At 62.3% G+C, this 13,510-nt stretch carries 10 protein-coding genes; 8 read left to right on the top strand and 2 right to left on the bottom strand.

The window, feature by feature from the left end:
• Nucleotides 1–108 precede the first annotated feature (108 nt).
• Complete coding sequence (locus L8F45_RS25065) at nucleotides 109–606, top strand: META domain-containing protein (protein WP_342360555.1); 498 nt, start codon at nucleotides 109–111, stop codon at nucleotides 604–606.
• A 307-nt stretch (nucleotides 607–913) separates the two neighbouring features.
• Here L8F45_RS25065 and L8F45_RS25070 read toward each other — a convergent pair whose 3' ends face one another.
• Both L8F45_RS25070 and L8F45_RS25075 read right to left on the bottom strand, forming a co-directional pair.
• Nucleotides 914–3,010 carry an ABC transporter ATP-binding protein/permease gene (locus L8F45_RS25070; protein ID WP_342360556.1) on the bottom strand — a complete coding sequence of 699 codons (2,097 nt, stop codon included), beginning with the start codon at nucleotides 3,008–3,010 and terminating at the stop codon, nucleotides 914–916.
• Nucleotides 3,011–3,135: 125 nt separating this feature from the next.
• Nucleotides 3,136–3,522 (bottom strand): GtrA family protein, encoded by a 387-nt coding sequence (locus L8F45_RS25075; protein WP_342360557.1) that lies wholly within the window; start codon nucleotides 3,520–3,522, stop codon nucleotides 3,136–3,138.
• 251 nt (nucleotides 3,523–3,773) lie between these two features.
• Between L8F45_RS25075 and ppdK the strand changes: the two genes are divergently transcribed.
• The 7 genes from ppdK to L8F45_RS25110 all read left to right on the top strand — a co-directional run bounded on the left by ppdK (nucleotide 3,774) and on the right by L8F45_RS25110 (nucleotide 13,478).
• Nucleotides 3,774–6,452, top strand: a complete 2,679-nt coding sequence (gene ppdK / locus L8F45_RS25080) for a pyruvate, phosphate dikinase (RefSeq protein ID WP_342363565.1) — start codon at nucleotides 3,774–3,776, stop codon at nucleotides 6,450–6,452.
• Nucleotides 6,453–6,675: 223 nt separating this feature from the next.
• Nucleotides 6,676–7,170, top strand: a complete 495-nt coding sequence (locus L8F45_RS25085; protein WP_342360558.1) for a PaaI family thioesterase — start codon at nucleotides 6,676–6,678, stop codon at nucleotides 7,168–7,170.
• Between the two features lie 302 nt (nucleotides 7,171–7,472).
• The gene (locus tag L8F45_RS25090; protein WP_342360559.1) at nucleotides 7,473–8,294 is read left to right on the top strand and encodes an alpha/beta fold hydrolase; all 822 of its coding nucleotides are present in this window, start codon (nucleotides 7,473–7,475) and stop codon (nucleotides 8,292–8,294) included.
• A gap of 286 nt (nucleotides 8,295–8,580) precedes the next feature.
• Complete coding sequence (locus L8F45_RS25095; protein ID WP_342360560.1) at nucleotides 8,581–9,816, top strand: cell wall hydrolase; 1,236 nt, start codon at nucleotides 8,581–8,583, stop codon at nucleotides 9,814–9,816.
• Between the two features lie 101 nt (nucleotides 9,817–9,917).
• On the top strand, nucleotides 9,918–11,054 hold the full coding sequence (locus L8F45_RS25100; protein WP_342360561.1) for a hypothetical protein: 1,137 nt from the start codon (nucleotides 9,918–9,920) through the stop codon (nucleotides 11,052–11,054).
• Between the two features lie 409 nt (nucleotides 11,055–11,463).
• Nucleotides 11,464–12,030, top strand: coding sequence for a hypothetical protein (locus L8F45_RS25105; protein WP_342360562.1), 567 nt, complete (start codon nucleotides 11,464–11,466; stop codon nucleotides 12,028–12,030).
• 206 nt (nucleotides 12,031–12,236) lie between these two features.
• Complete coding sequence (locus L8F45_RS25110; protein ID WP_342360563.1) at nucleotides 12,237–13,478, top strand: MFS transporter; 1,242 nt, start codon at nucleotides 12,237–12,239, stop codon at nucleotides 13,476–13,478.
• The last annotated feature ends 32 nt before the right edge of the window (nucleotides 13,479–13,510 follow it).

Consider the following 13,510-nt stretch of genomic DNA (forward strand, 5'->3'; position numbering starts at 1 on the left):
GGGGATTTGTGCGACTTTGCCGCAGGAATCGGCCTCTTCCGCCTTGAGGCCGCCCCCATTATCCGGCATGAGCCCGCGGTAGAGGGACGCATCAGCCGGGAGGCATCATTGAAGACGCGCATTCTGGGGCTCGCACTCGTCGCCGCAATGGCTTCAGGCGCGGCGCTCGCGCAGCGGTCGCAGCCGTCAATGGAAAAAGAAGACCCGATGAATCCGCGGAACGCCGTCAGGGAAGGCAGTCAGCCGCAGATTCCGCGCCAATACGACAAGCCGTTCCCTACCGGCATGAACTGGGTCGCCGTCACGCTCAACGGCAAGCCGCTCGGGGCCAGCCGCGAGCGGCCGAGCTTCGTGCTCGACGACCAGATGCGCGCCCGCGGCTATGGCGGCTGCAACAATTTCACCGTCGTCGCCTATCCGCTGAAACAGCAGAAGATGATCGTCGGGCCGATCGCGCATACCAGAATGGCTTGCGACAAGGCGGCCGAAGCGCAGGAGCGCGCCTTCTTCGAGGCGCTGCGCCTTGCGAATGAATGGGACTATGACGCCGGCAAGCTCGTGCTCAAGGGACAGCGCGGCCAGTTGCAATTCGAGCGCGGCATCTGACGATTGCGCCGTCCCCGGAACGACGAGCGAGCGTTAGTGAAGCGAGACGTATCCGGGGTCCACTGAAAAATCTGCGAGCGTAGCGGGCGCTCATTTCGTCGCGCCTTCGGCGCGACATCTTGCGCGGGGCCCCGGTCTCCATTCCATTCGCTTCGCTCATTTCATGGAACCGGGGACGATGAGAGCTTCATTGCGAAATTCTGAAGCTCTCTCCGTCCCCGGATTCATGCAGCGAGGCGAAGCCCGAGCGGAATGAAGTCCGGGGCCCAGCGCAATAAGTCGCGAAGCGCCTTTTCCGACCGCTATCTCACGCGTCGGCTTTTTCTTTTGCGTCCACCGGCTTGAATACGCCGTCGGCGCCGGGCGACATGGTGAGCTTGCGATCGTGCATCTCGGCGAGAGTCGAGCGATGGCCGATCGAGACGATCGTCGTGTTCGGCAACGTCTTCCGAATGGCTGCGTAAATTTCCGCTTCGAGCGGCTCATCGAGCGAAGCGGTCGCTTCATCAAGAAACAGCCAATCGGGTTTCGCGAGCAGCGCGCGCGCGATCGCGAGGCGTTGCTGCTCGCCGCCTGACAATCGCTGCTGCCATTGATCATCGCGGTCGAGTTCGCTTTCGAGATGCGCAAGCTTCACCTTGCCGAGCGCGTCGCGAATGGCGTCGTCGGAGTAGGCGTGTTCGTCGGCGGGATAGGCGATGGCGCTGCGCAGCGCGCCCTGCGGAATGTAGGGGCGCTGCGGCAGCAGCATCACGCTCTTGTCAGCAGGCGTTTCAATGCGACCTTTGCCGAAGGGCCAGATGCCGGCGATGGCGCGGAACAAGGTCGATTTGCCAGATCCCGATGGACCCGTGAGCAAAGTGCGCTCGCCGGACTTCAGCGCAAGGCCATCGACATGCGCGATGGTGCGTCCCTGCGGCAGAGCCAGATCGAGTTCGGGAATGGCGACGACATCGCGCTCGACCGTGACATCGTCAATGTGCGGCGGTTTCGTATTCGCCTGTTCCGCGCGCGTCATCGAGTCGTTGAATGAGGTCAGACGATCGATGCCGGCTTTGTAGGACGCCAGCGTCGCATAGGCGTTGATGAAGAAAGACATGGCGCTGTCGACTCGACTGAAAGCGCTCGAACCCTGCTGCAACTGGCCCAAAGTGATCTTGCCGAGGAAAAAATACTGGCCCATGAAGATATAGGGGAAAGCGACGCTCATCTGCGTCCAGGAGAATGTGAAGCCGGTCAGTTTCATCCGCCGCTTCAGGATTTCGATATAGTTGCGGATGATGGCGCCGAAGCTCGTCGTCAATCGGCTCTTTTCAGTATCAGCTCCGCGCAGGAGCGCCACCTGCTCGCCATATTCGCGCAGCCTCGCCAGCGAAAAGCGGAAATTGGCTTCCACCTGCTCCTGTTTGAAATCAAGTCCGATCAGCGGCTTGCCAATGAGATGCGTGAACAGCGTGCCGATCACCGCATAGATCAACGCCACCCAGACGAGGAAGCCCGGAATAACGTAATCCGTGCCCGGGAAGGTGAAGCCGCTCGATATGGTCCAGAGCACCACGGTGAACGAAACGAGCGTCGCGAGCTGGGACAGCAGGCGTATGGACAGCGTCATGGTTGACTGGATGAAAGCCCTGACGTCAACGGCGATACGCTGGTCAGGGTTGTCGGTCTGCGCGCCGACCATCTGCATCTTGTAGTGCGTGCCGCGCGAAAGCCAGCGACCATAGTAGCTCTGCGTCATCCATGTGCGCCAGCGAATATCAAAAATAGTGTCGGTGATGAGATCGATCATCTGGAAGATGATCCAGACGACAAGCAGCGGCACGAACACCCACCAGATCTGATACCAGAATGCCGACGCGTCCTTTTTCTGGAGAGCGTCAAACAGATCACGATACCAGGCGTTCAACCTGACAGTCAGCGCCACCTGAACGAAATTGCCGGCGATGATGACTCCAACCATCGCGGCCGCCGCGCGGCCTTCGGTCGAGAACAGCCTGCCGAAGAAGCCGTAAGCGGCGACCGGCGATGTCGTCGCCGAGAAGTAGGGATCGGCCAGCGACATGATCGTGCGGATGACCGGAATGAAGGACACGCCATAAACGATCGCGGCGAAGGCCACTGACGCCGTCGCCATGAAAGCGGGCGGCATGAGGTCGTTGATCGCGTTTGGCAGCCAGCCGAGGGCGCCGAGCGTCGACATGCCCGCGAGGAAGAGATAGCCGAGCGCATACATGACAACGAAGATGCGCAGGAAGCTCGAAATATCGCGCGAGAGATAGAGCAACGCCGCCATGGCGAAGCCGCTGATCGGCACATAGATCGGCAGCGCGGCGGATTCGCCCGGGGCGACCAGCATGAACAGCCCCGAGAGGGCGGCGGTGACGAGCGCGAAAACCTGCATGAACATTCCTGTGAGCAGCCGGCCCGGGAGCGGCGTGAGAGCAAATCAGCGAGCAATGTAGCGAAAATGGGGATCGCCAACAGGGCGAAGTCCGGTTGCCGCTACACGGATTGGCGAGCAGCAAATCAGGCGCCGAAGGTCCACCATTTATGGGCGACGAAGTTCCAGCCCATGACGAGGATGGTGGTGACGATCTGCGCCGGCAGATAGGGCGCGCCGAGCTGCTCCACGAACAGGGTCATGAGCGCGAGCGTCAGGCCGAATCCAACCGCCATGACGACGACGAAGCGCCAGCCGGCCTCGAAATGCGGCCTGTCGCTGCGGAAGGTCCTGACGCGGTTGAGCCAGTAGGAGACAATGCCGCCGACGCAGTAGCCGGCCAGCGCCGCCGGGACCGCGGGCGTTTTCGCTGCTTCCACGAGGCCGATCAGGACGGCGTAATGAACGAGCGTCGCGATGATGCTGACGCCAAAGAACGAGATGAATTGGGAGACGAGGGCCGGGGCCGGCATGGGGACCTTATTGGGCCGGGGCCGGCCAGACGCGATTCGCGAGCGTGCCAGCTTCTAGCACAGGCAGCGTCACGCTGTCAAGACTATAATCCTATTTGTTCGTCGTGGCTCGCCGGAGGCGAGGGGATAGCAGGAACCCTCCGGGGCCGCCGGGGCTTTCCCGCCAGCACGCCGCCGGTTTGCAATCCCCGCCGGATCGCGGCAGGAAGCGGCGCGATTTCGCAACCGCGAAGGCGACGGGAGACCGGATGATGGCGAAGTGGGTCTACACCTTTGGCGACGGCAAGGCCGAAGGCGACGCCGGGATGAAGAACCTGCTCGGCGGCAAGGGCGCCAATCTCGCGGAGATGTCCAATCTCGGCCTGCCGGTGCCGCCGGGCTTCACGATCTCCACCGACGTCTGCACCCACTATTACGCCCATGAGCGGACCTATCCCGAAGAGCTGAAAGGACAGGTCGAGACCGCGCTCGCTCATGTCGGCAAGCTGACTGGCCGCGTGTTCGGCGACGCTGCGAATCCATTGCTCGTCTCCGTGCGTTCGGGCGCGCGCGCGTCGATGCCCGGCATGATGGATACGGTGCTCAATCTCGGCCTCAACGACGAGACCGTGGAAGCGCTGGCGAAACAGGCGGGCGATCGCCGTTTCGCGCTCGATTCCTATCGCCGCTTCATCACGATGTATTCCGATGTCGTGCTCGAAGTCGGGCACCATCACTTCGAGGACATTCTCGAAGAGCACAAGGAGCGGAAGAACTACCAGCTCGACACCGATCTCACCGCCGACGACTGGGCGCAGCTCATCGTCAAATACAAGGCGGCGGTGAAGCGCGAGCTCGGCAAGGATTTTCCGCAGGATCCGAAGGAGCAGCTGTGGGGCGCGATCGGCGCCGTGTTCGGCTCCTGGATGAATGCGCGCGCGATCAAATATCGCGAGCTCAACGATATTCCCGCGAGCTGGGGCACGGCCGTCAATGTGCAGGCCATGGTGTTCGGCAATCTCGGCGAAACGTCGGCGACCGGCGTCGCCTTCACGCGCAATCCCTCCACCGGCGCGAAGGAGCTCTATGGCGAATTCCTGATCAATGCGCAGGGCGAGGACGTCGTCGCCGGCATCCGCACGCCGCAGGACATCACCGAAGCGGCGAAGATCGCAGCGGGCTCCGACAAGCCGTCGATGGAAAAGGCGATGCCCGAGGCCTACGCCGAGCTCGTGCGCATCTATGGCGCGCTCGAAAAGCATTATCGCGACATGCAGGACATGGAGTTCACCGTCGAAAGCGGCAAGCTCTGGATGCTGCAGACGCGCAACGGCAAGCGCACCACCAAGGCGGCGCTGCGCATCGCGGTCGATCTCGCAAGCGAAGGTCTGATCTCGCGCGCCGAAGCGGTGCAACGCATCGAGCCTGCGTCGCTCGACCAGCTTCTCCATCCGACCATCGATCCCAAGGCGCCGCGCACCATCATCGCGACGGGTCTTCCCGCTTCGCCCGGCGCCGCGGCCGGCGCGATCGTGTTCTCATCCGACGAGGCGGAAGAGGCGAAGAAGCAGGGCCGGAAGGTGATCCTCGTGCGCGTCGAGACGTCGCCGGAAGACATTCACGGCATGCATGCGGCGGAAGGGATTCTGACGACGCGCGGCGGCATGACCTCGCATGCGGCGGTGGTCGCGCGCGGCATGGGCAAGCCCTGCGTCTCCGGCGCCGGATCGATCCGCGTCGACTACGCCAAGCAGACGCTCACCGCGATGGGCAAGACGCTGAACAAGGGCGACGCCATCACCATCGATGGCGGCACCGGCCAGGTGCTGCTTGGCGAAGCGCCGATGCAGGAGCCGGAACTCTCTGGCGAATTCGCGCAACTGATGGAGTGGGCCGACGGCGCGCGGCGCATGAAGGTGCGCGCCAACGCCGACACGCCGCTCGACGCGGCAACGGCGCGCAAGTTCGGCGCGGAAGGCATCGGTCTCTGCCGCACCGAGCATATGTTCTTCGAGGGCGACCGCATTGTCGCGGTGCGCGAGATGATTCTCTCCGACGACGAGAAGGGTCGTCGCGCCGCGCTTGCGAAGCTGCTGCCGATGCAGCGTTCGGATTTCGCCAAGCTGTTCGAGATCATGCATGGGCTGCCGGTGACGATCCGCCTGCTTGATCCGCCGCTGCATGAATTCCTGCCGCACACCGACGCCGAGATCGCGGAAGTGTCGAAGGCGATGGGCGCGTCGCCGGAGAAATTGAAGGCGCGCGCGCATGAGCTGCACGAATTCAATCCGATGCTCGGCTTCCGCGGCTGCCGGCTCGCCATCGCTTACCCTGAAATCGCGGAAATGCAGGCGCGCGCCATTTTCGAGGCGGCTGTCGAAGCCGCGAAGAAGACCGGCGAGCCCGTCGTCCCTGAAGTGATGGTGCCGCTGGTGATGACCAAGCCCGAATTCGATCTCGTCAAGGATCGCATCGACGCCATGGCGGCGGCCGTTGCGAAGGAGACCGGCGCCAAGGTCGAGTATCAAGTCGGCACCATGATCGAATTGCCGCGCGCCTGCCTGATGGCTGGCGAGATCGCACAAAGCGCCGAATTCTTCTCTTTCGGCACCAATGATCTCACGCAGACGACGCTTGGCATCTCGCGCGACGATGCGGCGTCGTTCCTCGGCCCCTACACGGCGAAGGGCATCATTCCCGCCGATCCCTTCGTGACCATCGATCAGGAGGGCGTCGGCGCTCTGGTGAAGCTTGCGGTCAAGGGCGGACAGGCGACGCGACCGAAGATCAAGCTCGGCATCTGCGGCGAGCATGGCGGCGATCCCGCCAGCATCGTGTTCTGCGAAAGCGCCGGCCTCGACTACGTCTCCTGCTCGCCTTATCGCGCGCCGATCGCGCGGCTCTCGGCGGCGCAGGCGGCGCTCGGGAAGCTCAAAGAGAAGGACGCGTGATCCGATTTGCGAAAGTCAGGGGTAAGCTGTCATCCCCGGGCTTGTCCCGGGGATCCACGTCTTTTTCAATTGCAAGCAAGACGTGGATGGCGAGTGGAACTCGGGCAAGCCCGAGTTCCGGAAGACTGAAAACGCAAGTCGGATAAATCCGACTTGCGGCGACAAGTCCGGCCATGACGGGGGAAAATCGCGGCGTCGTCTTTTAAGTCGCCAGGGGGGATTTATGGAGCGTCCGACAGAACTTCACCCGCCGCGGCCGCTCACGCGTGAGGAGATGGCCGGCGCGCACGGGCTTGAGCTGTTCCGCCGCATGATCGCCGGCGAACTGCCGCGCCCGCCGATCTCGAAGACGCTGAATTTCTGGCTCGCCGAAGCCGATGAAGGCCGCGCCGTGTTCGTCGGCGAACCCTTGCCGGAGCATTTCAATCCGCTTGGCACGATCCATGGCGGCTGGGCGGCGACTTTGCTCGATTCAGCGCTCGCCTGCGCGGTGCATACGATGCTGAAGCCCGGCCAGATCTACACCTCGGTCGAGATGAAGGTGAATTTCGATCGTCCCATCCTGCCGGGCATGGGCCTCGTGCGCTGCGAGGGGAAAGTCATCCAGGTCGGCGGCCGCATCGGGACGTCTGAAGCGCGCCTTGTCGATGCGAATGGCAAGCTGCTCGCGCACGGCACCGAGACCTGCCTGATCATGGACATCAATGGCGGGCGGTGAGGGGCTGGCGCGCTGTGCTTTGCTCCTCGTCCCCGGTTCCATGAAGCGAGGCTTCAGCCGAGCGGAATGGAGACCGGGGTCCAGCGCAAGATTCGCGAGCGAAGCGAGCTCCTCGAAGTAAAATTGAGGCTGCGCCTTCGGCGCAGGAGTCTTTCGCTGGATCCCGGATACGGTTCCGCTCCACTTCGTTCCGCTTCACCGTTCCGGGAACGGAGGCCGACGCCCGCTTCGCCGCCTTGATCGCAAGCTTCGCCGCCGCCATGCTGGCCGCCCGCATGTAATTTTTATGCGCGAGGATCATCATGGCGATATCAGGCTCCGTTGCGCGGCCGTTCGGTTCTCTCGCCTATGAGGACAATGGCGTCGGCGCCGCGCTGATCTTCGCGCATGGACTCGGCGGCAATCACCTCTCCTGGTGGCAGCAGATCGCGCATTACAAGCCGCATTTTCGCTGCGTGACCTTCTCGCATCGCGGCTTTGCGCCGTCGTCGTCGATATCAGGCGGCCCCGATCCATACGACTACGCCGACGATCTCGCGGCGCTTCTCGATCATCTCGCAATCCCGCGCGCGGTGATCATCGCGCAATCCATGGGCGGGTGGAGCGCCGTCGAGTTCGGATTGAAATATCCCGATCGCGTCGCTGGCATCGTCTTCGCCTGCACCACCGGCAGCATCGATTTCGAGCAGGCGCCGCACATGAAACTCGGTGCCGTCGCTGAATGGCGCGCTTTCGCCGATGCGGAAATTGCTGCGGGACAGGCGGAATCCGTGCATCCCGCCTGCGGCCGCCGCATGGCGAGCGAAAATCCGGCGCTGCATGAACTCTACAAAGAGATCGATCGCATGAACGCAGGCCTCGACAAGCCGGCGATCATGCGGAAGCTGCACGCGATGCGCGCGCGGCCGCCGTCCGATCTCGATCAGATTCCCGCGCATCTCATGTTCATCACCGGCGGCGAGGATATCGTCATTCCGCCATGTGGCGTCGAGGCGGTGTCGCGCAGCGTCGCCAATGCGCGTTTCGCGCGCGTCGAGGATGCGGGACACTCCGTCTATTTCGAGCGCGCGTCGCGGTTCAATGACGCGCTCGATTCCTATCTCGGCGCCATCAATTACCGATAGCGATACGTGGATTTCTTGATCGCAAATCTCCCGAGCGCTGTGCGCAATGCGGCTTAACGAAAGCTTGCTTCGCGTCCTGCGATGACGCGCCTCATGTTTCCTGATGTTTACGGTCGCGCAACCCTAATGGTCGATAACCACGATCGAACGAATGCGACGCATTCGCTCGCCGATCGACGGAACCTGGTCTCGCGTACCGTCGACATGGCGATCTTGCGCCGTATCCCCGTGGCGTTCTTCGCAGCGGATGGCGACGTGTTTCATCGTCGTCCGGGCGAAGCTTTGCGTGGCGTTGCGTATGCGTCAGTCGCGTCGGCGAGTTCACTGGATCTGTGCGACCATCGCACCCTGGGCCCTCGCCGGCGGGCTCCTGGCGACGTTCACGGCGAGCGCTGGCTATGCGCCTGTCGGCGTAACGCTGATCGGCTGGAAGAAGCCGCTCACTCCCAGAGAGATTGCGGCTGACAACGCTGAGCCTGTCATGACAGGCGCTATCCGCCTCGCGAGCCTGACGTCGGACTGGCCGATCGCCTCGCGCGCCGAAACCATCGGCAATCTGCCGCGCTCCTCGCGCCTCGTCGACGAGCTTGCGCCGAGCTTCGAGATGAAGCCGGACGCGCATGATTTTCCCGTCGTCGATCGCAGGCTGAAGGGTGATCCGATTCTGTCGCTGCGACCGAGTCTCAGCCGCGCCATCCCTGCGCCGTTGCATCAGGATTTCGCGCGGGCGATCTTTTCGATCGATGAGGACAATCTCGTCTTCGGCGAATTCCGCGTTCAGCCCGCGACCTTGTCGCTGCGCGAGAATCTTGTCGCGATCGAACGATTTTCGCCGGGCCAGATGCAGCCGCAGGCGCCCGCGCGTCCCGGCATCGAGACATCGCCGGAGGCGGCCTCGTCAACACCTGCGCAAACGACCAGCGAAGGCCGCTCGGGCGCGACGCCTTCAACCTCGCGCGAGATTGCGCTTGCCTCAGCGACGCCTGCGGCGGCTGGCGCCATGCCGCTTGCAATCGCCGCGGCGCCCGTGTGGCTCCCGGGGCAAGGCGGCGTCACCGCCGTCGCGCGCAGCGACGCGGCGCAACGCTATTCAGGTCTCGTGCAGCCCGCCGCGATGGGGCGCGAACTGAAATGCCTGTCCGAAGCGGTCTATTTCGAGGCGCGCAGCGAGCCGGAGGAGGGGCAGGCGGCGGTGGCGCAGGTGGTGCTCAATCGCGTGAAGAGCGGGCTCTATCCCCAGAGCGTCTGCGGCGTCGTCTATCAGAACCGCGAGCGCTATCTCGGCTGCCAGTTCACCTTCGCCTGCGAGGGCAGGTCGCTGCGCATCACCGAGCCGGAACCCTGGCGCGCGGCGCAGCGCATCGCGCAGGCGGTGCTCGATGGCAGCAGCTACAATGATGAAGTGGGCGGCTCGACCCACTATCACGCGCGTTATGTCCGGCCCTATTGGGCGCGCAGCCTGAAGCGGATGGATACGATCGGTCAGCATGTCTTTTATCGGCTGCGGCCGGGGCAGACGTAACAAATAGCGATCTTTTGGTTTTCGCCGCCGCCGCCTAGCGCAGGCGATGCCATATCATGTATTTTAGAATCGGGTTGTTGTGGTCTCGAGTCGCAATTCGAATGTCATTTTACGCGCCTGACGAGGTTATCGAAGAAGTTGTTGCGACACGAAACCGCATCGGGAAATGGATTTTCTGTGAGCGAGAAGTAATTGACGACTGGTATGCGGTTGTAAGAGAAGTCGGTAGCGCAATGATGTTGACAAACAGTTGTTTGCCTATCAATGGCGATGTCTACTATGCGATCGTTTCTTCACACAAGCCATTTGAAACAGTTCTGCTTCCGTCGAAGAAATTTGTGATTCTCGTTGATGGAGATTCCTTTTATTCGTTTCTCAGCTTTTGCTTAAGAATTCAATCGCTGTCGCCTCTGGCAGAGTTCTTGGACGGCGGAGGTGCGTTGGCCGAGCACGCCAATCTTTTAGGGATACCCCTCTTAAATATTCTAAAATACTTTTTACAGAATCCAATAGGAGCTACTGCGCTCGAAGGACGCACTCGCGCGGTTTATCAATCTGCTTTATTGTTTATTGTTGGGCATGAGCGGGCTCATATTGCGCACGGACATATGGACTTCATTCGGTCCGAAGATTTCGCTTGCTTTGCGAAAGACACAGAAGACCGTGATCTCACTTTGCGTACACTTGAGATGGACGCAGATAGTAGCGGTACGACGGCAGTTTACGATGTTTTTGAGCATATTCTTTTTCCTTTGGTAGCATCGAAAGGCTTGGACGAATGCATTGCTGAAGAGACGGCGCATCGTTTTCGTGCGCAATATATTGCAGGCGCGTTTATCTCCATTTTATTTGCTGACGCGCGGCTAAAGAATTTCAACACTCCAGGCTATCCGTTGGGATACGCTCGCTTTCTGACAGTTTCGGAAATTATGAAAAAGGTGCTCGCCTCTTTAGGCAACAAGAGTGCTGCCTTACCAGAGCAGGTGCGGGAGCAGATTGTCGACGCCTTTGCGAAGCTCAATGGAGATGTCGAGAAGTTAGGTCATCCGATCGCTACCAATTGCCGCGTTTGGGAGCGAAGCGCGCATACTCCAAGACATGAATACAATGTGATTGGAGTTTGGGACGGCCTACGACTCCTCCAACCACTTTATGGCCGTTGGGCGCGACTCCGTCCGTTCCTTGAGAAATACCAGCGAGGCGGCCGGTTGGCGCCGGCTTCTGCGAATCCATTTTAGCGGCTCGTCGCTCTCTGACAGTCCCGGTTTTTTCGTCATGCCCGCGCTTGTCGCAGGCATCCGCGTCTTTGTTGAGAGGAACCAGCTCGTCGTGGATGGCCGGACCAAGTCCGGCCATGACAACTGGAAGAACGATCCCTCGCAAAATGGTGAACGCTGTTTCTGGCGTGTTTTCGCGCGCCATTGTCCCGTTTCGGCGCAATTCGCATCGAACACCGTTAACCTCCGCTTCATTCCGGCACGAAAACGCTCCGAATCTGGAGTAACCAAACTATTGATTTAACTATACTATTTCCCGCAATCCCATTGCCTTCCAGCATTTCAAGGCGTTACCTCCCGGCAACAGCGACGGCGTTGATCGCCTCGCACCGGGATGGAGCAGATGATGAGCTTCGGGCGGACTTTTGTGATGGCGAGCTGCGCTGCCGCGGCGCTCGCGGCCGGCGTCGGCCGCGTCGACGCCGGCGAACGCTGCGTCGGCCAGTGCTTCGAGAAGGTCGCGACGCCGCCGGTTTATGGTTCGGTCGCCGAGCAGGTGATGGTCGCGCCGCCGCGTCACGTCGTTCACCGCACGCCGGCCGAATTCGCGGTGGTGCCGCGCCCCGTGACGATCGCGCCGGAGCATACCGTCGCCCGATACGTTCCTGCTGAATACGCCAGCGTCGCCGAGACGGTGATGGTGTCGCCCGGCGGCAAGCGCTGGGTCGTGCGCCGTGACTATTACGGCCGCGAGATCGGCTGCTGGGAAGTGACGCCGCCGGAATATGCGACGCGCACCCGCTCTGTCGTCGTGCGCCCCGCCGCCACCCTCTATGAGCGCGTCCCGGCGGTGACCGCGATGCGCGCGCAGCATGTGATGGTGCGGCCGCCGTCGGTCTCCTACGAGACGATCCCGGCCGAATACGCCACGCGCCAGCGCACCGTGCTGGTCAGTCCGGGCGGCGCCGAATGGAGGCCCATCGGCCGCGGCTACTAAAAGATTCAGGTTCCGGCGACGGGAGGCTCGCAAGAGCGGATGTCGACGGGATGCGCCGACCGCGGTTGTCCGCCCGCGGTCGGCGTCACCGTTTTCGCGTGGGTTCGATCCATGCACGAGCGTGATAGGTCCATCAGCATTTGTGACTGCTGCTGATCCCTGAGGCGAGTTACCATTCCTGCAACTTCGCAGGACTTCGTCTCCCCATGAGCACAGCCACCATCTCCGCTGCGCCGTCCTGGCGCACGCCTCTCATCATCGCGCTCGCCGGCGCGGCCATCAGCTTCATCGGCTTTGGCCCGCGTTCGGTTTTCGGATTCTTCCTCCAGCCCATCTCCAACGAATTCGGCTGGAGCCGCAGCGTTTTCGCGCTGACCTTCGCGCTTCAGCAGCTTTTCTGGGGCATCGGCCAGCCTTTCGCCGGCGCCATCGCCGATCGCTTCGGCACGACGCGCGTGCTGATCGGCGGCGCGGTTCTCTATATGGCAGGCCTCGCGCTGATGACCGTGTCGAGCGACCCGATCCTCATGCACATCACCGGCGGCGTGCTGATCGGCTTTGCGCTCGCCGGCTGTTCGTTCAACGTGGTGCTCGGCGCCTTCGCGAAATTGCTGCCGCCGGAGAAGCGTGGGCTCGGCCTTGGCCTTGGCACCGCCGCTGGCTCGTTCGGCCAGTTCGTCTGCTCGCCTTTCGCGCCAATGCTGGTCAACGCCATCGGCTGGAAGCCGACGCTCTATGTGCTGGCGCTGACGACGATCCTGATCATTCCGCTGGCCTTCGCCCTGTGGACGGCGCCCGCGCCTCCCGGCGCGCGCGTCGCGGCGGCTGACGGGCCGCAATCGCTTGGCGGCGCGCTCTCCGAAGCCTTCGCGCAGCCTTCCTATGTGATGCTGGTGCTGGGCTTCTTCACCTGCGGCTTCCAGCTCGCCTTCATCACGGGGCATCTGCCGCAATTCCTCGTCGATCGCGGGCTTGATCCCTGGGTCGGCGGCGTCGCGCTCGGCGCCATCGGCCTGACCAACATCATGGGCTCGCTCGCCTCGGGCTGGCTGATGACGCGCTGTCCCCGGCGCTACATGCTCGCCATCATCTATGCGCTGCGATCGGTCGCCATCATCGGCTTCATGCTGACGCCGGTGACGACGACGAGCGCGATCGTGTTCGGCCTGTCGATGGGTCTGCTCTGGCTGTCGACGGTGCCGCCGACATCGGGTCTCGTCGCGCTGATGTTCGGCGTGCGCTACATGACGATGCTCTACGGCTTCGCCTTCTTCTCGCATCAGGTGGGCGGCTTCTTCGGCGCCTGGCTTGGCGGCGTGCTCTATGAGCAGTTTAGGAGCTACGACATCGTCTGGTGGCTGTCGGTCGCGCTCGGCTTTGCCTCGGCTGCGATCAATCTGCCGATCCGCGAGAAGGCGGTGGAGCGCGCCGCGCCGGCGGCCGCGTGACGAAGGCGGCTTGATTATATGTCTCAGAACAG

Origin of the sequence: Terrirubrum flagellatum (assembly GCF_022059845.1) — a bacterium.
GTDB classification, from domain to species: Bacteria; Pseudomonadota; Alphaproteobacteria; order Rhizobiales; family Beijerinckiaceae; genus Terrirubrum; species Terrirubrum flagellatum.

Coding starts and splice junctions, on each gene's coding strand:
- L8F45_RS25070 (WP_342360556.1), bottom strand. CDS start 3,010: ATGCAGGTTTTCGCGCTCGTCACCGCCGCCCTCTCGGGGCTGTTCATG.
- L8F45_RS25075 (WP_342360557.1), bottom strand. CDS start 3,522: ATGCCGGCCCCGGCCCTCGTCTCCCAATTCATCTCGTTCTTTGGCGTC.
- ppdK (WP_342363565.1), top strand. CDS start 3,774: ATGGCGAAGTGGGTCTACACCTTTGGCGACGGCAAGGCCGAAGGCGAC.
- L8F45_RS25085 (WP_342360558.1), top strand. CDS start 6,676: ATGGAGCGTCCGACAGAACTTCACCCGCCGCGGCCGCTCACGCGTGAG.
- L8F45_RS25090 (WP_342360559.1), top strand. CDS start 7,473: ATGGCGATATCAGGCTCCGTTGCGCGGCCGTTCGGTTCTCTCGCCTAT.
- L8F45_RS25100 (WP_342360561.1), top strand. CDS start 9,918: ATGTCATTTTACGCGCCTGACGAGGTTATCGAAGAAGTTGTTGCGACA.
- L8F45_RS25105 (WP_342360562.1), top strand. CDS start 11,464: ATGGCGAGCTGCGCTGCCGCGGCGCTCGCGGCCGGCGTCGGCCGCGTC.
- L8F45_RS25110 (WP_342360563.1), top strand. CDS start 12,237: ATGAGCACAGCCACCATCTCCGCTGCGCCGTCCTGGCGCACGCCTCTC.